This window comes from Pseudomonas sp. B21-059, from assembly GCF_026016285.1.
Lineage (GTDB): Bacteria > Pseudomonadota > Gammaproteobacteria > Pseudomonadales > Pseudomonadaceae > Aquipseudomonas > Aquipseudomonas danubii.
Genome location: NZ_CP087201.1, coordinates 6,214,251 through 6,231,460 on the forward strand (window position 1 = coordinate 6,214,251; position 17,210 = coordinate 6,231,460).

A 17,210-nucleotide genomic window follows, 5' to 3' on the forward strand; every position below is an offset into this window, starting at 1 on the left:
GTCCACAAGCGCCAACCCCAGCCCCACGGCGCGAGGCAGCAAGACGTGAATGGAACAACCGCCCCCCCTGGACTAATCTTTGGCTGCGTCAGTCGGCGCCTGTCGTTGCCCCTTGCCCCAGTTCCTGCCAGGAGAACCGCCATCTCGAGCCTCGACACCGATCAACTGCGACACCTGCTGGCCCAGTGTTCACTGGGCGACCGCCGGGCCTTCGAAACCCTCTATCGCAGTGTTGCGCCACGCCTGCACGGCGTCGCCCTGCGCTTCATGGGCCGCCGCGATCTGGCCGAAGAGGTGCTGCAGGAAAGCTTCGTGCGCATCTGGAACAACGCCGTACGCTACCAGCCGCACCTGTCCGCGCCCCTGACCTGGATGGTCAACATCACCCGCAACCAGGCCATCGACCAGTTGCGCAAACACCGCGAACGGCCCCTGGGCGAACTCGAAGAACAACAGCTGGAGGATCAAAGCCCTTCAGCCCACGACCAGCTGGACAGCGCCCGCGCCGCCCGGGCCCTGAACCGCTGCCTGGAAAGCCTCGACGGCATGCAGCGTCAGTCCATCACCGTGGCCTACTTCCAGGGCCTGTCCTGCTCGGAGCTGGCCGAACACCTGGCCGCGCCCCTGGGCTCGGTCAAATCCTGGATTCGTCGGGGCATGGAACGCCTGCGCCGGTGCCTTGAATCATGAACTATCGAACCCCAGAACGCCGCCGCGCCCTGGCCGCCGACTACGCCATTGGCCTGATGCAGGGCGCCGCCCGCCGGCGCTTCGAAATGCTCCTGCTGGACGACCCGGCGCTGCGCGAAGAACTGGCGCAGTGGCAGGAAAGCCTCGCCAGCCTGACCGAAGCCCTGCCTGAAGCCGCGGTGCCGGAACGGGTCTGGGCGGGCATCCAGGCACGCATCGAACCGCAAGTGCTGCACGTACCGCAGAAGAACCCGCTGTGGATGCGCCTGCGTCTGGCGCTCGCCGCCTGCGCCGTGCTGGCGACCCTGTACATCGGCTTTATCCAGCAGAGCGATCAGGTGCGCTACAGCGCCACCCTGCTCAGCGCCGACCAGCAACCGGCCCTGCGGATCAAGGCCCATGCCCAGTACCTGCAAGTGGAACCCCTGACCCTGGCGGCTGTTGGCCTGGACCGCAGCCTGGAACTCTGGGCGATCCCTGCCGACGGCAAACCGATTTCCCTCGGCGTGGTGCCGGTAGGCGGCCAAGGCAAGATCAACCTGAGCCCGGCCCAACGCGAACTGCTGGGCACCCCGATCGCCCTGGCCGTGAGCCTGGAACCCCACGGCGGCTCACCTACCGGCCAGCCCACCGGGCCGGTGTTGTACCAGGGGCAATTGGCGGCGCTGTAACAGGCACCTGCTGCCGCAGGAGCGGGCTTGCCCGCGAACGTCGTCAGGGTAAACTCCGCGCCCAGGCCCCCCGTCGCATCCTTGCAGGCAGGCCCTTGCCTGCCATGCAAGCCCCCGCCTTGCCTGGCGCCATCCATCGAACGGACTCTTATGAAAGCTGCGCTCTACAGCGGCCTCCTGCTGGCCCTGGCTATCGCCGTCTTGCTCTGGCGAATCGGCACCCCGGTCGATAGCAGCCAATGCGCCAACACGGCCCCGGGCCCCCTGACCGGCTTCATCCGCCAGCACTTCAGCGATCGCCAGGGAGCCGACTGGCGCGACGACGGCAGTGCCTTGGGCATTCTTGGCGTTGCCGAGGCCCAGGCGTTCGCCCGCCAACCCGAGCGTTACTACTGCGAAGCCCTGAACCTGCTGCAGGACCCACAGCGAACCCAGACGGAAAAGGTGCATACCACGGCCCTGATGCTGTCCCTGCCCCTCGACTACTACCTGGACCTCATGGACCGCAGCCACCAGCTGTATCAGCGCGGGGCCATGGACCGCCCCGTCCTGACCCTGGTGCTGATACCACGAGGCACGGCGCTGAACTACTGGTGGCTGCCCCAGTGGCGCTCGCGCTTCCAGCGGGATGCGCCAGGCATCCTGGCCGAGACCGACATAAAGGAAATCCTGAGTGGCGAACACTGGTTCGACTACCCGGGCAGAGGCTATTGATCAGGCTTGATTGGCGGGCAACACAAACCCGCCAATAGGCGGGTTTGTGAATCTGCATGAGGCTATCTGAACAATTCGGCATGGCTGCCCAGGTCGACAAAGGTCACAAGACCGGCTCGGGCCACGTCATAAATCAGCAGAAAATCGCCACCGATATGACACTCCCTGAAACCGTCCCACTCCCCCTTCAGCGCATGATCGAGATACTGCGCCGGTAGCGGCTCCCCCAGGAACAACAGCACCATGACCTTGCGCACTTCGTGCATGTCACGACGCCCTGCACGCCGATAGCGCTCCCAGGACTTTTTAAACTCCGGCGTTTGTGCGCATTGCCTGGGCAGGTCAGCGCGCTTTGGGTTCCTCTCCGGCTTCGCCATCAGCATCCCTCAACATGTCGTCAATCGAGTCGTACTGACGACGAATCTCACGCGCCTGCGCCATGGCACGAGCGGTTTTCTCCGATGGGACACGCACTTCGAAAGGCAGTCCCTGCACGGCCACAACCTGACGCAGGAAAAGACGCATGGCATCGCTCAGGCTCAGCCCACAGGCATTGAGCACAGCGGTGGCACTGACCTTCAAATCCTCGTCTATGCGGCAACGCACGTCAGTGGTTTTCAGTAATGCAGCCAAGGTATCACCTCTATTAGTTATTTGTAGCTACATTGTGGCTACGTTTTTCCATTCTGCGAGGTCGACTCTTTGCGGTCAACCGATTTCAGTGGACCGGACTCGTAAACAGGACCTCGTGCACGTTCAGCGACGCCACAGCGGACGAAACCTTCTGCAAGACATCCACCCCCCAGCGCCTTGCTGCCTCACGCACCAGCGGCTTATAGTCCGCCGGTCGCTCAAATAGCGACCGGGTTTGGCGACCCGACGAACTACGGTCAGAAGCATCTCTTACTCATTACGGAGATTTACTTATGGACCGCTACATGCCCATCACCGGGCAAGACTGCAACATCCCCTCCCTACTGATCGACACCCAGGCGCCACTGGATGTGCTCCATGAAGCCGCCGCCTTCCGTATCCGCGCCGTGACCCAGGTGCTGGAGCAACTGGCCTTGAGCGATGCGCTGGGCAAGGACCCGGTACTGGCCCAGGAGCTGGCCCAGCTCTGCGCCATTCCCCTGCGCGATGGCTGCGACCTGATGGATGTGCTGGGACGGCGCTTGCGCGCCACACTGATCGCCTGATTGAAAGTGCCCTCACCCCAGAAGAAAAAAACGCCGCGTTCTCGGCAAGAGAACGCGGCGTTTTAAGTGACTGACAGGCTTCAACCCAAAGGCTGACGGTCCTCAGGCAGCGCTGAACAGTTTGTGCGGGTCGATGACGAATTTCTTCGGTACGCCGGCATCGAACTCGCCATAGCCGCGCGGGGCATCGTCGAGGCTGATGACTTGCACGCCCACCACTTCGGCGATGTTGATGCGGTCCCACATGATGGCCTGCATCAGTTGGCGGTTGTATTTCATCACCGGGGTCTGGCCGGTGTGGAAGCTGTGGGACTTGGCCCAGCCCAGGCCGAAGCGGATGCTCAGGCTGCCCATCTTCGCCGCGGCGTCCACCGCGCCCGGGTCTTCGGTGACGTAGAGGCCGGGAATGCCGATCTTGCCCGCCACCCGTACCACGCCCATCAGCGAGTTGAGCACGGTGGCCGGGGCTTCGTGCTGGGCACCGGCATGGCCGTGGCCCCGGGCTTCGAAGCCCACGGCGTCCACCGCGCAGTCGACTTCCGGCTCGCCCAGCAGGGCGGCGATCTGTTCGTGCAGCGGGGTGTCCTTGGACAGGTCGGCAATTTCAAAACCCTGGGCCTTGGCGTGGGCCAGGCGCACCGGGTTGACGTCGCCGACGATCACCACCGCCGCCCCCAGCAGGCGCGCAGACGCAGCGGCGGCCAGGCCGACCGGGCCGGCCCCGGCCACATAAACGCTGCTGCCCGGGCCAACGCCGGCAGTCACCGCGCCGTGATAACCGGTGGGCAGGATGTCGGAGAGGCAGGTCAGGTCGCGGATCTTCTCCATGGCCTTGTCGCGATCCGGCAGTTTCAGCAGGTTGAAGTCGGCGTAAGGCACCAGCACGTACTCGGCCTGGCCGCCGGTCCAGTCGCCCATGTCGACGTAGCCATAGGCGCCACCGGCGCGGGCCGGGTTGACGGTCAGGCAGACCCCGGTGTGTTGCTCCTTGCAGGAACGGCAGCGCCCGCACGCGACGTTGAACGGCACCGACACCAGATCACCGATCTTCAGGTTCTCGACGTCGCTGCCCTTCTCGATCACTTCGCCAGTGATTTCATGACCCAGGACCAGGCCGACCTGGGCGGTGGTACGGCCACGGACCATGTGTTGGTCCGAACCGCAGATGTTGGTGGAGACTACGCGCAGGATGACGCCGTGCTCGATCTTCCTGCCGCGCGGGTCCTGCATTTTTGGATAGTCGATTTTCTGTACCTCGACCTTGCCGCTGCCCAGATACACGACACCACGATTACCAGACATGCTTTCACCTCGCTGTTGTTGTTATGGAACCGCGTTACCCAAAGGGGGAAACACGTGGATTGCTCGGGTACGGATGCTGTTTCGTTTTCAAAATCGCTTTCACGCCAACAGGCGCAACGCCTGTAGGAGCGAGCTTGCTCGCAAAGGGCTGCGCAGCAGCCCCAAGAATCATCAGAGCACCACCGTGCGGTTGCCGTTCAAGAACACCCGCCGTTCGATGTGGTAGCCCACCGCCCGGGCCAGGGTCAGGCCCTCGATGTCACGCCCCTTGGCGATCAGGTCTTCGGGGTAGTAACTGTGGTCCACCACCTCCACGCCCTGGGCGATGATCGGGCCTTCGTCCAGGTCGTTGTTGATGTAGTGCGCCGTGGCCCCCACCAGTTTCACGCCCTTGTTGTAGGCCTGGTGATAGGGCTTGGCGCCCTTGAAGCCCGGCAGCAGCGAGTGATGGATATTGATCGCCTTGCCATCGAGCTTGCGGCACAGCTCCGGCGACAGCACTTGCATGTAGCGGGCAAGGATCACCAGTTCGGCGCCGGACTCCTCGATCACCTGCCACACCTGACGCTCCTGGGACGGCTTGTCGTTGGGGTCGAGGGGGAAGTGGTGGTAGGGAATCTGGTGCCAGTCGGCCAGGGGCTTGAGGTCCGGGTGGTTGGACACCACCGCCACCACGTCCATGGGCAACTGGCCGATGCGCTGGCGATAGAGCAGGTCGTTGAGGCAGTGGTCGGCCTTGGAGACCATGATCACCACCTTCGGCCGGTAGTGCGGCGCGGTCAGCTCGAAGTTCATCTCGAAGGCTTTGGCGCGCTCGGCCAGCCCCTGACGAAAGCCCTGTTCGTCGAGGCCGTCGGGCTGGCGAAATTCCACGCGAATGAAGAAGCGGCCCGAGAGTCGGTCATCGAAGGAGTGGTGCTCGGTGACGTAGCAACCCTGCTCGAACAGAAAGCGGGTCACCGCGTCCACCGTGCCGAGCACGCTGGGGCAGTCGGCGGTGAGAATCCATGTATCGGGGGCGCGGCTCATCAGATGGGCTCCTGTTGACGAAAGCACTGTAGCCGCTGCCGAAGGCTGCGCTCGGCCCCGCAGGGGGCGGCTCTTCGAGCCTTGTCGCAGCCCGCGGCAGCGGCCACAGGGTTAGGGTTCAGGCCTGGACGCTAAGGCCGTATTCGGCGGCGGCATCCTGCAGCCACATCCACCAGTAATCGGAAAAGCTGCGACGCACCAGCAATTCCCAGGTGTCTTCGCCGGTGCGGCGGATCACCAGTTGCGACTTGGCGAACACCGTGCCCACCGCCTTGCCCACCGGGAAGTTGTTGGGGTGCACGTCGTAGCTGGTGGACTTCATCAGCACCTGGCGCACGTTGGGGCCGGACAGTTCGAGGATCTGCTGGCCGCCGCTGACGTTGACGATCTGGATGTGCAGGTCGCCCAGGGCGGCGCGCAGGTTCTGCTCGGCGGCGAACTCTTCGCCGCTGGGCACGATCAGCAGCCACTCATCCGGGCCCAGCCATTGCAGGCTGGTTTCACCCTTGACCACCACGCTCAGGGCACCCGGCAATTCGATGCCCAGGGCCTTGTGCACGCCGGCGGCGAAGGCCGGATCGTGGCCGTCGCCACGGATCGTCAGGTGACCGAGGAGTTTTTTCTCGCGCAGGATCACACCGGCGTTCTTGCGGCCCTTGCCCACCAGGCTCGGCAGGTCGGCGTGGTGCAAAGACGACTCGGCCTTGGCCCCGGTGGTGGGGCGCTGTTGGTAAACGTTGACTGCGGTCATGGAGCACCTGTCCTTTATTCTGTGGTCCGGTTCCGGTTGCCGCTGCCAGGGGCTGCGGTCGCGTGGGAACCGGGCGCAAGGTTTTGCATCCCGGGCAGGTCCTGCGGACCTTGGCGCAGCCTGCGGCAGTGGCTACAGGGTGCGTGCCCGGGTTCATGTCATATGTTCTGGCGGTCGCCCTTGGGGTCGAAGAACACCGAGGAAACGATTTCCGCCTCGATCACCCGGCCATCGGCCAGGGGCGCGAAGACCCGCTCGCCCAGGCGCTTGAGGCCGCCTTTGACCACGCCCAGAGCAAAGGAATAACCCAGGGAGTTGTGGGCATAGCTGGAGGTCACGTGACCGACCATGCTCATCGGGATCGCCTGCTTGGGGTTGAACACCAGTTGCGCGCCTTCCGGCAGCCACTGGGTCGGGTCGATCGGCTTGAGGCCCACCAGTTGCTTGCGCTGCTCGCGCACGCAGTCTTCACGGTTCATCCCACGCCAGCCGATCCACGAGAACGGCTTGGTCCGGCCCACGCACCAACCCATGTTCAGGTCGTCCGGGGTCATCGAGCCGTCGGTGTCCTGGCCGACGATGATGAAACCCTTCTCGGCCCGCAGCACGTGCATGGTTTCGGTGCCGTAAGGGGTCAGGTTGTACTTCTTGCCAGCCTCGACGATCTGCTCCAGCACACCCATGGCGTAGTCGGCCTGGACGTTGACCTCGTAGGACAGCTCGCCGGTGAACGAGATACGGAACACCCGCGCCGGCACGCCGCCCACCAGGCCTTCCTTCCAGGTCATGAACGGGAAGCCGTCCTTGTCCAGGTCGATGTCGGTGACTTCGCTCAGCAGCTTGCGGCTGTTGGGGCCCGACAGGGTCATGGTGGCCCAGTGGTCGGTGACCGAGGTGAAGTACACCTTGAGGTCCGGCCATTCGGTCTGCTGGTAGATCTCCAGCCACTGCAGCACGCGGGCCGCGCCGCCGGTGGTGGTGGTCATCAGGAAGTGGTTGTCGGCCAGACAGGCGGTGACGCCGTCGTCGAAGACCATGCCGTCTTCCTTGCACATCAGGCCGTAGCGGGCCTTGCCCACATCGAGCTTGGTCCAGGCGTTGGTGTAGATGCGGTTGAGGAATTCCCGGGCATCCGGGCCCTGGATGTCGATCTTGCCCAGGGTCGAGGCGTCCAGCAGGCCGACGCTGTCGCGCACCGCCAGGCATTCACGCTTGACCGCGGCATGCAGGTCTTCGCCGTTTTTCGGGAAGTACCAGGGGCGCTTCCACTGGCCGACGTCTTCGAACTCGGCGCCATTCTTCACATGCCAGGCATGCAGCGCGGTGAAACGCACCGGCTCGAAGATGTGCCCGCAGTGCCGGCCGGCCACGGCGCCGAAGGTGATCGGCGTGTAGTTCGGGCGGAACATGGTGGTGCCCATCTGCGGGATGCTGACGTTCAGCGAACGGGCGGCAATGGCCAGGCCGTTGACGTTGCCCAGCTTGCCCTGGTCGGTGCCGAAGCCCAGCGCGGTGTAGCGCTTGACGTGCTCCACCGACTCGAAGCCCTCGCGGGTCGCCAGTTCGATGGCGGCGGCGGTGACGTCGTTCTGCAGGTCAACGAATTGCTTGGGCGCCCGCGCCGTGCCTTTTTCATGGGGCACCTGGAACAGCGCCAGGGTCGGTTCTTCCAGGCGGGTCAGGGCTTTGGGCAACACGCCCTCGACGCTCTCGAATCCGGCTTCGCTGGCGGCGCGCACGCCACCTTCGAAACCGTCGGCCAGGGTGTCGCCGAGGCTGTAGACGCCGTTGATACCGCCGACACACACGCGTTTCTGCGGCGCTTCACCGGGCACGAAACCGAGGATGTCTTCACGCCACACCGGCTTGCCGCCCAGGTGCGAAGCCAGGTGCACCACCGGGCTGTAGCCGCCGGAGCTGGCGATCAGGTCGCAATCGAGCCATTCGCCGGGGCTGGTGACCTTGTGCGCCTTGACGTCGATGGCCGCTACGCGCGCGCCAGTCACGTGCTTGCTGCCACGGGCTTCGATCACCGCACTGGAAGTGAGGATGCGAATACCCTTGGCCCGGGCTTCTTCCACCAGGGCACCGCGGGGGTTGTGCCGCGCATCGGCGATGGCCACCACTTGCAGGCTGGCGTCGAGCCAGTCCAGGGCCACGCGGTAGGCGTGGTCGTTGTTGGTAGACAGCAGCAGTTTCTTGCCCGGGGCCACGCCGTAGCGACGCACGTAGGTGGACACCGCGCCGGCCAGCATGTTGCCCGGCACGTCGTTGTTGCCGTAGACCAGCGGCCGCTCGTGGGCGCCGGTGGCCAGCACCACGCGCTTGGCGCGGACCCGGTGGATACGCTGGCGCACCTGGCCAATCGGCGCGCGGTCGCCGAGGTGATCGGTGAGACGCTCGTGAATGGTCAGGAAGTTATGGTCGTGGTAGCCGTTGACCGTGGCCCGTGGCAGCAGCAACACATCCGGCAGCGACTTGAGCTCGGCGACCACACTGGCCACCCACTCCACCGCCGGCTTGCCGTCCAGGCTTTCGCGGCTGTCCAGCAGGCTGCCGCCGAATTCTTCCTGCTCATCGGCCAGGATCACTCGGGCGCCACTGCGGGCAGCGGCCAGCGCAGCGGCAAGACCAGCAGGGCCGCCACCGACGATCAGCACGTCGCAGTGCTGGTTCATGTTGTCGTAGGTGTCCGGATCGTTCTCGGTGGGCGAACGGCCAAGGCCCGCCGCCTTGCGGATGTACTTCTCGTAGGTCATCCAAAACGATTGCGGGTACATGAAGGTTTTGTAGTAGAAGCCCGGCGGCATCAGCTTGCCGCCGACCTTGCCGAGAATCCCCATCATGTCGTTGTTGACGCTAGGCCAGCCGTTGGTGCTGGTGGCCACCAGGCCCTGGTACAGCGCCTGTTGGGTGGCGCGCACGTTGGGGATCTGGGTGGCTTCGGTGGCGCCGATCTGCAGCACCGCGTTGGGCTCTTCGCAGCCCGCGGCGAAGATGCCCCGGGGCCGGGAATACTTGAAGCTGCGACCGATGATGTCCACGCCGTTGGCCAACAGGGCCGAGGCCAGGGTGTCGCCCTCGAAGCCTTTGTAGGTCTGGCCGTTGAAGGTGAAGGTCAGGACTTTGTTGCGGTCGATGCGTCCGCCGTTGGACAGGCGATTGGTCTGGCTCATACCTTCTCTCCAGCAGCCTTGGCGGTGAACTGCGGTTTGGTGCCTATCTTGTAGGTTTCAAGAATTTCGTAGGTCACGGTGTCGCGGGTGGCGTTGAAGTACTGGCGGCAACCGGCGGCGTGGATCCACAGCTCGTGGTGCAGGCCGCGAGGGTTATCGCGGAAGAACATGTAGTCGCCCCACTCCTCGTCGGTGCAGGCGTTGGGGTCCAGCGGCCGGGGAATGTGCGCCTGGCCGGACGAATGGAATTCCTCTTCGGAGCGCAGCTCGCCGCAGTGAGGACAGAAGATATGCAACATAGGGAGTTGTCCTTTTAGTGGGCGACCGCAGCAGCGCCGTGTTCGTCGATCAGCGCGCCGTTGTGGAAACGGTCGATGGAGAAAGGGGCGGCCAATGGATGCATCTCGCCCTTGGCCAGACTCGCGGCAAACACGTTGCCCGAGCCCGGGGTGGCCTTGAAGCCGCCGGTGCCCCAACCGCAGTTGAAGAACATGTTCGGCACCGGGGTCTTGGAAATGATCGGGCAGGCGTCCGGGCTGGTGTCGACGATGCCGCCCCACTGGCGGTTCATGCGCACTCGGGAGAGGACCGGGAACATCTCGACGATGGCCTGGATGGTGTGCTCGATCACCGGGTAGGAGCCGCGCTGGCCGTAGCCGACCCAGCCGTCGATACCGGCGCCGATCACCAGGTCGCCCTTGTCCGACTGGCTGATATAGCCGTGCACCGCGTTGGACATGATCACGCTGTCGATGATCGGCTTGATCGGCTCCGACACCAGCGCTTGCAGCGGGTGGGATTCGATCGGCAGGCGGAAGCCCGCGAGCTTGGCCATGTGCCCGGAGTTACCGGCGGTGACCACACCGACGCGCTTGGCACCGATAAAGCCCTTGTTGGTCTCGACGCCGATGCACACGCCGTTTTCCTTGCGAAAACCGATGACTTCGGTCTGCTGGATCAGGTCCACGCCCAGGGCGTCGGCAGCCCGGGCAAAGCCCCAGGCCACGGCGTCGTGACGGGCCACGCCGCCACGGCGCTGGACTGTGGCGCCGAGGATCGGATAACGGGTGTTTTTCGAGCAATCCAGGTAGGGGATCTCGTCCGCCACCTGCTGGGTGTTGAGCAGCTCGCCATCGATGCCGTTGAGGCGGTTGGCGCTGACCCGGCGCTCGGAATCACGGATGTCCTGCAGGGTGTGGCACAGATTGTAGACCCCGCGCTGGGAGAACATGACGTTGTAGTTGAGGTCCTGGGACAGGCCTTCCCACAGCTTCATCGCATGCTCGTAAAGCTGCGCCGACTCGTCCCACAGGTAGTTGGAACGCACGATGGTGGTGTTGCGCGCAGTGTTGCCGCCGCCCAGCCAGCCCTTTTCCACCACCGCGACATTGGTGATGCCGTGTTCCTTGGCCAGGTAGTAGGCCGTGGCCAGGCCATGCCCGCCACCGCCGACGATGACCACGTCGTAGACCTTCTTCGGGGTCGGCGTGCGCCACATGCGCTGCCAGTTTTCATGGTGGCTGAGAGAGTGCTTGAAGAGGCCGAAGCCCGAATAGCGTTGCATAGTCATTGCTCCAATTGCGGCTCTCAGCGGTAAACCGGGAAATCAGCGCACAGGGCTGCCACCTGGCGAGCGACATTGGCCTCGACGTCGGCATCGCCGAGGTGATCGAGGATGTCGCAGATCCAACCGGCCAGTTCAGTGCACTGGGTGACCTTGAATCCGCGGGTGGTGACCGCCGGGGTGCCGATGCGCAGGCCGGAGGTGACAAACGGCGACTGCGGGTCGTTGGGCACGGCGTTCTTGTTCACGGTGATGTGGGCGCGGCCCAGGGCGGCGTCGGCATCCTTGCCGGTCAGGCCCTGACGGATCAGGCTGACCAGGAACAGATGGTTGTCGGTGCCACCGGACACTACATCGTAGCCGCGTTTGATAAATACGCCGGCCATGGCCTGGGCGTTGTCGATCACCTGTTGCTGGTAGGCCTTGAACCCGGGCTCCAGCGCTTCCTTGAAGCACACCGCCTTGGCGGCGATCACGTGCATCAACGGACCGCCCTGGGCACCCGGGAACACCGCAGCGTTGAGCTTCTTCTCGATCTCTTCGTTGGCCTTGGCCAGGATCAGCCCACCACGGGGACCGCGCAGGGTCTTGTGGGTGGTGGTGGTGACCACGTCGGCATAAGGCAGCGGGTTGGGATACAGACCGGCGGCCACCAGCCCGGCGACGTGGGCCATGTCGACGAACAGCAGCGCCCCGACCTTGTCGGCGATCTGCCGGAAGCGCGGGAAATCCAGGGTCTTGGAGTAGGCCGAGAAGCCGGCGACGATCATCTTCGGCTTATGTTCCACGGCCAGACGCTCGACCTCGTCGTAGTCGATCAGCCCGGTGCGGGTATCGATGCCGTACTGCACGGCGTTGTACAGCTTGCCCGAGGACGACACCTTGGCGCCGTGGGTCAAGTGGCCGCCATGGGCCAGGCTCATGCCGAGAATGGTGTCGCCGGCCTGCAGCAGCGCCAGGTACACCGCGCTGTTGGCGGAAGAACCGGAGTGCGGCTGGACGTTGGCGTAATCGGCGCCGAACAGCTGCTTGGCACGCTCGATGGCCAGGGCCTCGACCTTGTCCACATGCTCGCAGCCACCGTAGTAGCGCTTGCCCGGGTAGCCCTCGGCGTACTTGTTGGTCAGCCCGCTGCCTTGCGCCTGCATCACCCGCTTGCTGGTGTAGTTCTCCGACGCAATCAGCTCGATGTGATCTTCCTGGCGTTGTTCCTCGGCATTGATCGCCGCCAGCAGTGCATCGTCGTAACCCTGGATCTGGTCTTGCTTGCTGAACATCACGTCTCTCCCAGCGGCGGCGCTGCGCCTTTCGTCTCGGTGAGGCCAGCCTTAAAGCTGCGCCCTTTGGATGCGATGGTATGACCGGCAAGGGGAACTCAAATGCCTATGGACGCCACGCAAAGGTGCGTTTACGACATGCCTTGGCGCCCACGGACAAATGCCTCGAACCGCTGCCCAGTGAAGGCTCTGGATCGGCGCCTTCAGGATCTCCGCGTCTGCTGCATCGCAATGCCGCCCAAGCCGTTCGCAGCCTGCGGCAGCGGCTACAGGAGTTGGCGCAGGGCCAGCAGCAGGAGAAAGTGCGCCGGGTACAGCAGGTAGGCCCAGCGGCGCATGGCCGGCACCGACCCGCCACGCAGCCCCCGCAGCAGCATCACTCCCAGCCACGGCGCCAGCAGACAAACGGCAATACCGCAGGTCGCCACCGGATTGCCCAGGCGCGCCGCCGGGAACAACGTTTCCCACTGGTTGGCCGCCAGGCACAAGGCCCCGGGCAACAGGCTGAAATACCAGGGGCGACGCAGCACCAGCAGCAAGGCCAGTGGCAGCAACACCCCGAAGGCGCCAAACATCAGCCAGCGGGAAAAACCCAGCGCCAGCAACAGGGCCACCAGGCCAAGCGCCAAGGCCAGTCCCCGACGCTGCTGCCAGCCCCGGGCCACCAGCAGGCCCAGGGCCAGGGTCGGCAACACATTCAAGGTGTCGGGATCAGGAATGAACAGGCGATAGGGAATCTCGCTCAGCAGGCTGAACAGCAGCAGCCAGCCCAGGTAACGCCATGGTCCGGGCCGACGGTCGGTTTCAACCCTGGCCCGGGTCAGATTCACCGCCATCGCCAGGCAGAACCAGGGAAACGCCAGGCGCCCCGGCACGTACAGCCAGTCCAGGCTCAAGCCCACATACCGCAGGTGATCCAGCACCATGCTCAGCAGCGCCAGCCACTTCAGCGCATCCAGCGCCTCATCGCGCCGGCGGTTGTCGGTTTTCAGCATCGCATCGCGCATAAATCCTTATGGGCCCTGCATTATTCCGGCATAAACAGAGCGTGTGCTCGGCCATTGTTCTTGGGTAAAGTGCGCACCATCATCGACCACGGAACTCTCTTACACGGAAGCCGGCCATGACCGACAAAAGCCAACAGTTCGCCAGCGACAACTACTCCGGCATCTGCCCCGAAGCCTGGGCCGCCATGGAGCAGGCCAACCACGGCCACGAGCGCGCTTACGGCGACGATCAGTGGACCGCTCGCGCCGCCGATCATTTCCGCAAGCTCTTTGAAACCGACTGCGAAGTGTTTTTCGCCTTCAACGGCACCGCCGCCAACTCCCTGGCCCTGTCGTCGCTGTGCCAGAGTTACCACAGCGTGATCTGCTCGGAAACCGCCCACGTCGAAACCGACGAATGCGGCGCTCCGGAGTTCTTCTCCAACGGTTCCAAACTGCTGATCGCCGGCACCCAGAACGGCAAGCTGACCCCGGAATCGATCCGCGAGATCGCCCTCAAGCGCCAGGACATCCACTATCCCAAGCCGCGGGTGGTGACCCTGACCCAGGCCACCGAAGTGGGCAGCGTCTACACCCCTGAAGAAGTGCGCGCCATCAGCGCCACCTGCAAGGAACTGGGGCTGAACCTGCACATGGACGGCGCGCGTTTCTCCAACGCCTGCGCCTTCCTCGGCTGCACCCCAGCGGAGCTGACCTGGAAGGCCGGCGTCGACGTGCTGTGCTTTGGCGGTACGAAAAACGGCATGGCGGTGGGTGAAGCGATCCTGTTCTTCAACCACAAGCTGGCGGAAGACTTCGACTACCGCTGCAAGCAGGCCGGCCAGCTGGCCTCGAAAATGCGCTTTCTCTCGGCGCCCTGGGTCGGCCTGTTGGAAAATGACGCCTGGCTCAAGCACGCCCGCCACGCCAACCACTGCGCGCAGTTGCTGGCCCAACTGGTGGCCGACATCCCTGGCGTGGAGCTGATGTTCCCGGTGCAGGCCAACGGCGTGTTCCTGCAACTCTCGGAACCGGCGATTGCCGCCCTGACGGCCAAGGGCTGGCGCTTCTACACCTTCATCGGCAAGGGCGGCGCGCGCTTCATGTGCTCCTGGGACACCGAAGAAGAACGCGTGCGCGAACTGGCAGCGGACATCCGCACCGTCATGAGCGCCTGACCCATCCCCTGCGCATGTAGGAGCTGGCTGGCCAGCGAAGAGGCCCGCAACCCGGGCGCCGGTCTCACAGGCGCCTTCGCCGGCAAGCCGGCTCCTACAACGGCCAGCGCACCTCCCACCCCGTAGGAGCTGGCTAGCCAGCGAACAGGCCCCCAAGCCAGGTGCCGATCTCACAGGCGCCTTCGCCGGCAAGCCGGCTTCTACAACGACACGCACTCCTCCACGGGAGCTGGCTGGCCAGCGAAAGCATCAGTTCACAAATTCCTGAACTGATTATTTGCCCCTGCTGATTCAACATCCGCCACCTTTATCCGAGACTCCGGGGTCGACCTATAAAAACAAAGGCTCCACCCATGACGACTCAGTCTTGCGTCACCGAAAAGGCCCAGTCTCCTGGCCTTGCGATCGAAACCCGCTCCATCGACTACGTGCCGCGCAACGAGCGCCACGGCAAGGTCTGGCACCAGGGCCCCTTCTGGTTCACCGGCAACTTCGTGCTCACCACCATGGTCACCGGCTTCACCGGCGCGGCCCTGGGCCTGAGTCTGCCCTATGCCATCCTGGCGATCGTCATTGGCGTGTGCCTGGGCACCTTCTGCATGGCCTTCCACGCCAACCAGGGGCCGCGCATGGGCCTGCCGCAGATGATCCAGTCCCGCGCCCAGTTCGGCCTGCGCGGGGCCATCGTGCCGTTCACCGCGGTGGTGTTCGTCTACATCGGCTTCAACGTGTTCAACGTGATCCTCGCCACCGACGCCATCAACACGGTGATCCCCGGGGCCCGGGCGCCCTGGTACACCCTGATGATCGCCATCGCGGTGCTGATCGCAGTGGTTGGCCATGACCTGTTGCACACCGTGCAGCGCTGGCTGACCTACGTGATGATCAGCGTGTTCGCGGTGCTCACCGTCAGCGCCCTGCTGACCCTGCAGGCCGACTCGGCCCTGGCCGACCCGCAGTTTTCCTGGTCGGCGTTCCTGATCCAGCTGTCGGCCGCCGCCGGTTACCAGATCAGCTATTCGGTGTACGTCTCCGACTATTCGCGCTACCTGCCGCACCAGACGCCGTCGCGCCAGGTGATTTTCTGGACCTACCTGGGCGCCGCCGGCTCGGCCCTGTGGCTGATGTCCCTGGGGGCCTTCCTGGCGTCCGCCCTGCCCTCACCAGATGCCATCGCCAGCGTGCGCGAAGTGGGCAACACCCTGATTCCCGGCTTCGGCACCTTCACCGTGCTGATCGCGGTGCCGGCGCTGGTGGGCATCATGGCGGTCAACTGCTACGGCGCCATGCTCACCGGCATCAGCGCCATTGACGGTTTCAAGTCGATCAAGCCCAACCTCAAGAGCCGGGTAACCGGCATCCTGCTGGTGGCGGTGGTGATCTTCCTGATCGCCATGAACATTCCCGAAAGCTACCTGGGCAGCTTCAACACCTTTGTCCTGCTGATGCTGTACTTCCTGGTGCCCTGGACCGCGGTCAACCTCGCGGACTTCTACCTGGTGCGCAAAGGCCGCTACGCCATCAGCCACATCTTCAATCCCGCCGGCATTTATGGCCGCTGGTCCAGCGCCGGGTTGCTGGCCTACTTCCTCGGTTTGCTGGCGATGGTGCCGTTCATGTCCCTGAGCTTCTACCAGGGCCCACTGTCCCAGGCCCTGGGCGGCGCCGACGTCGCCTTCGTGATTGGCCTGGCGGTGGCCGGGCTGGTCTACTGGGCACTGACCCGCAACCTGGACCTGGAAGCCGAACGCCTGGCTATCCAGGCCAGCGAACAGCAACTGGAAGGAGGCGCGCAATGATCCCCCAGACATCCCTGAAAGTGGCCTGCCAGCAACTGGCACCACGAATCGGCGACCTGGACTACAACTGCACCCTCAGCACCGAGGCCATCCGCCAGGCCGCCGCCCGCGGCGCCCAAGTGGTGGTGCTGCCGGAGCTGGTGCAGAGCGGCTACGTGTTCCGCGACCTGCAAGAAGCCCTGACACTTTCGGAAAGCCTCGACGGGCCGACCTTGAGCCTGTGGAAAACCCTGGCCGAAGAACTGCAGGTGGTGATTGTCGGCGGCTTCTGCGAGCGCCTGGACGATCAGCGAGTGGCCAACAGCGCCGCCCTGATCGAGCCTGAAGGAACGCTGACGGTGTATCGCAAGGCGCACCTGTGGGACCGGGAGAACCTGATCTTCACCCCGGGCGACGAGCCGCCCCCCGTGGTGCCCACCCGCTTCGGGCCGATCGCCATGATGATCTGCTACGACCTGGAGTTCCCCGAATGGGTGCGCCTGCCGGCCCTGGCCGGGGCCGCGCTTTTATGCGCGCCGGTGAACTGGCCAGACGGCCCGCGCCCGCCCAGCGAGCGGCCGGCGGAGATGGTCCGGGTCCAGGCCAACGCGGCGGTCAACCGGATGTTCATCGCCGCCTGCGACCGCTGCGGCGAAGAGCGCGGGGTGAACTGGGTGGGCGGCTCGACCATCGTCGATGCCGATGGCTATCCGTTGGCGGGCAAGAATCGGGAAAACGGGCAGCAGTTGCTGCTGGCGGAGCTGAACCTGGCCCAGGCCTGGCACAAGTCCATCAGTGAACATAACCATGTGCACCTGGATCGGCGGCCCGGTCTGTACTAACTAATCAGCCTCGACTGCAAGCCCTCTCGACCATCCGGGCCATGCCTTGCTCC

The 17,210-nt window shown here is 64.5% G+C and carries 17 protein-coding genes; 7 read left to right on the forward strand and 10 right to left on the reverse strand.

Going from position 1 to position 17,210, the window contains the following annotated elements:
* The first annotated feature begins 45 nt into the window (after window positions 1-45).
* The 3 genes from LOY69_RS27700 to LOY69_RS27710 all read left to right on the forward strand — a co-directional run bounded on the left by LOY69_RS27700 (window position 46) and on the right by LOY69_RS27710 (window position 2,075).
* Window positions 46-690: a sigma-70 family RNA polymerase sigma factor gene (locus LOY69_RS27700; RefSeq protein ID WP_102881080.1), complete on the forward strand. Its 645-nt coding sequence runs from the start codon at window positions 46-48 to the stop codon at window positions 688-690.
* Window positions 687-1,361, forward strand: a complete 675-nt coding sequence (locus LOY69_RS27705) for an anti-sigma factor domain-containing protein (RefSeq protein ID WP_110652386.1) — start codon at window positions 687-689, stop codon at window positions 1,359-1,361. Before LOY69_RS27700 ends, LOY69_RS27705 begins: the two co-directional genes overlap by 4 nt.
* Window positions 1,362-1,511: 150 nt before the next feature.
* A complete protein-coding gene (locus tag LOY69_RS27710; RefSeq protein ID WP_253129879.1) occupies window positions 1,512-2,075 on the forward strand; it encodes a hypothetical protein in 564 nt (187 codons plus the stop codon).
* A gap of 62 nt (window positions 2,076-2,137) precedes the next feature.
* On the opposite strand, the gene LOY69_RS27715 is transcribed toward LOY69_RS27710, so the two are convergent.
* Window positions 2,138-2,458 (reverse strand): type II toxin-antitoxin system YafQ family toxin, encoded by a 321-nt coding sequence (locus LOY69_RS27715; protein ID WP_306766516.1) that lies wholly within the window; start codon window positions 2,456-2,458, stop codon window positions 2,138-2,140.
* A complete protein-coding gene (locus LOY69_RS27720; protein WP_102881082.1) occupies window positions 2,418-2,708 on the reverse strand; it encodes a type II toxin-antitoxin system RelB/DinJ family antitoxin in 291 nt (96 codons plus the stop codon). Before LOY69_RS27720 ends, LOY69_RS27715 begins: the two co-directional genes overlap by 41 nt.
* A gap of 293 nt (window positions 2,709-3,001) precedes the next feature.
* On the opposite strand from LOY69_RS27720, the gene LOY69_RS27725 reads away from it, so the two are divergent.
* Window positions 3,002-3,274 (forward strand): hypothetical protein, encoded by a 273-nt coding sequence (locus LOY69_RS27725; RefSeq protein WP_092309094.1) that lies wholly within the window; start codon window positions 3,002-3,004, stop codon window positions 3,272-3,274.
* A gap of 102 nt (window positions 3,275-3,376) precedes the next feature.
* On the opposite strand, the gene fdhA is transcribed toward LOY69_RS27725, so the two are convergent.
* The 8 genes from fdhA to LOY69_RS27765 form a co-directional block, all read right to left on the reverse strand.
* Window positions 3,377-4,576, reverse strand: coding sequence for a formaldehyde dehydrogenase, glutathione-independent (gene fdhA / locus LOY69_RS27730; RefSeq protein ID WP_047306414.1), 1,200 nt, complete (start codon window positions 4,574-4,576; stop codon window positions 3,377-3,379).
* Between the two features lie 171 nt (window positions 4,577-4,747).
* A complete protein-coding gene (gene purU / locus LOY69_RS27735) occupies window positions 4,748-5,605 on the reverse strand; it encodes a formyltetrahydrofolate deformylase (protein WP_060841437.1) in 858 nt (285 codons plus the stop codon).
* Between the two features lie 118 nt (window positions 5,606-5,723).
* Window positions 5,724-6,356: a sarcosine oxidase subunit gamma gene (locus LOY69_RS27740; RefSeq protein ID WP_047306416.1), complete on the reverse strand. Its 633-nt coding sequence runs from the start codon at window positions 6,354-6,356 to the stop codon at window positions 5,724-5,726.
* A 158-nt stretch (window positions 6,357-6,514) separates the two neighbouring features.
* Window positions 6,515-9,532, reverse strand: a complete 3,018-nt coding sequence (locus LOY69_RS27745) for a sarcosine oxidase subunit alpha (protein ID WP_102881083.1) — start codon at window positions 9,530-9,532, stop codon at window positions 6,515-6,517.
* Window positions 9,529-9,831: a sarcosine oxidase subunit delta gene (locus LOY69_RS27750; protein WP_011063902.1), complete on the reverse strand. Its 303-nt coding sequence runs from the start codon at window positions 9,829-9,831 to the stop codon at window positions 9,529-9,531. The genes LOY69_RS27745 and LOY69_RS27750 overlap by 4 nt, the downstream gene beginning before the upstream one ends.
* A 14-nt stretch (window positions 9,832-9,845) precedes the next feature.
* The gene (locus LOY69_RS27755; RefSeq protein ID WP_016964291.1) at window positions 9,846-11,096 is read right to left on the reverse strand and encodes a sarcosine oxidase subunit beta family protein; all 1,251 of its coding nucleotides are present in this window, start codon (window positions 11,094-11,096) and stop codon (window positions 9,846-9,848) included.
* 23 nt (window positions 11,097-11,119) lie between these two features.
* Window positions 11,120-12,373: a serine hydroxymethyltransferase gene (locus tag LOY69_RS27760; RefSeq protein WP_047289636.1), complete on the reverse strand. Its 1,254-nt coding sequence runs from the start codon at window positions 12,371-12,373 to the stop codon at window positions 11,120-11,122.
* 266 nt (window positions 12,374-12,639) lie between these two features.
* Window positions 12,640-13,380, reverse strand: coding sequence for a TraX family protein (locus LOY69_RS27765; protein WP_110594431.1), 741 nt, complete (start codon window positions 13,378-13,380; stop codon window positions 12,640-12,642).
* A 116-nt stretch (window positions 13,381-13,496) separates the two neighbouring features.
* Between LOY69_RS27765 and LOY69_RS27770 the strand changes: the two genes are divergently transcribed.
* The 3 genes from LOY69_RS27770 to LOY69_RS27780 all read left to right on the forward strand — a co-directional run bounded on the left by LOY69_RS27770 (window position 13,497) and on the right by LOY69_RS27780 (window position 17,157).
* The gene (locus LOY69_RS27770) at window positions 13,497-14,537 is read left to right on the forward strand and encodes a threonine aldolase family protein (RefSeq protein WP_102881086.1); all 1,041 of its coding nucleotides are present in this window, start codon (window positions 13,497-13,499) and stop codon (window positions 14,535-14,537) included.
* 353 nt (window positions 14,538-14,890) lie between these two features.
* Window positions 14,891-16,336: a purine-cytosine permease family protein gene (locus LOY69_RS27775; protein ID WP_102881087.1), complete on the forward strand. Its 1,446-nt coding sequence runs from the start codon at window positions 14,891-14,893 to the stop codon at window positions 16,334-16,336.
* The gene (locus LOY69_RS27780) at window positions 16,333-17,157 is read left to right on the forward strand and encodes a nitrilase-related carbon-nitrogen hydrolase (RefSeq protein ID WP_265073871.1); all 825 of its coding nucleotides are present in this window, start codon (window positions 16,333-16,335) and stop codon (window positions 17,155-17,157) included. Before LOY69_RS27775 ends, LOY69_RS27780 begins: the two co-directional genes overlap by 4 nt.
* Window positions 17,158-17,210 lie beyond the last annotated feature (53 nt).

Bases quoted from the DNA above. Each gene is read 5' to 3' on its own strand.
- purU (WP_060841437.1), bottom strand. From the start codon at position 5,605: ATGAGCCGCGCCCCCGATACATGGATTCTCACCGCCGACTGCCCCAGC.
- LOY69_RS27725 (WP_092309094.1), top strand. From the start codon at position 3,002: ATGGACCGCTACATGCCCATCACCGGGCAAGACTGCAACATCCCCTCC.
- LOY69_RS27705 (WP_110652386.1), top strand. From the start codon at position 687: ATGAACTATCGAACCCCAGAACGCCGCCGCGCCCTGGCCGCCGACTAC.
- LOY69_RS27740 (WP_047306416.1), bottom strand. From the start codon at position 6,356: ATGACCGCAGTCAACGTTTACCAACAGCGCCCCACCACCGGGGCCAAG.
- LOY69_RS27775 (WP_102881087.1), top strand. From the start codon at position 14,891: ATGACGACTCAGTCTTGCGTCACCGAAAAGGCCCAGTCTCCTGGCCTT.
- LOY69_RS27770 (WP_102881086.1), top strand. From the start codon at position 13,497: ATGACCGACAAAAGCCAACAGTTCGCCAGCGACAACTACTCCGGCATC.
- LOY69_RS27715 (WP_306766516.1), bottom strand. From the start codon at position 2,458: ATGCTGATGGCGAAGCCGGAGAGGAACCCAAAGCGCGCTGACCTGCCC.
- fdhA (WP_047306414.1), bottom strand. From the start codon at position 4,576: ATGTCTGGTAATCGTGGTGTCGTGTATCTGGGCAGCGGCAAGGTCGAG.
- LOY69_RS27745 (WP_102881083.1), bottom strand. From the start codon at position 9,532: ATGAGCCAGACCAATCGCCTGTCCAACGGCGGACGCATCGACCGCAAC.
- LOY69_RS27760 (WP_047289636.1), bottom strand. From the start codon at position 12,373: ATGTTCAGCAAGCAAGACCAGATCCAGGGTTACGACGATGCACTGCTG.
- LOY69_RS27755 (WP_016964291.1), bottom strand. From the start codon at position 11,096: ATGCAACGCTATTCGGGCTTCGGCCTCTTCAAGCACTCTCTCAGCCAC.
- LOY69_RS27765 (WP_110594431.1), bottom strand. From the start codon at position 13,380: ATGCGCGATGCGATGCTGAAAACCGACAACCGCCGGCGCGATGAGGCG.
- LOY69_RS27750 (WP_011063902.1), bottom strand. From the start codon at position 9,831: ATGTTGCATATCTTCTGTCCTCACTGCGGCGAGCTGCGCTCCGAAGAG.
- LOY69_RS27710 (WP_253129879.1), top strand. From the start codon at position 1,512: ATGAAAGCTGCGCTCTACAGCGGCCTCCTGCTGGCCCTGGCTATCGCC.
- LOY69_RS27780 (WP_265073871.1), top strand. From the start codon at position 16,333: ATGATCCCCCAGACATCCCTGAAAGTGGCCTGCCAGCAACTGGCACCA.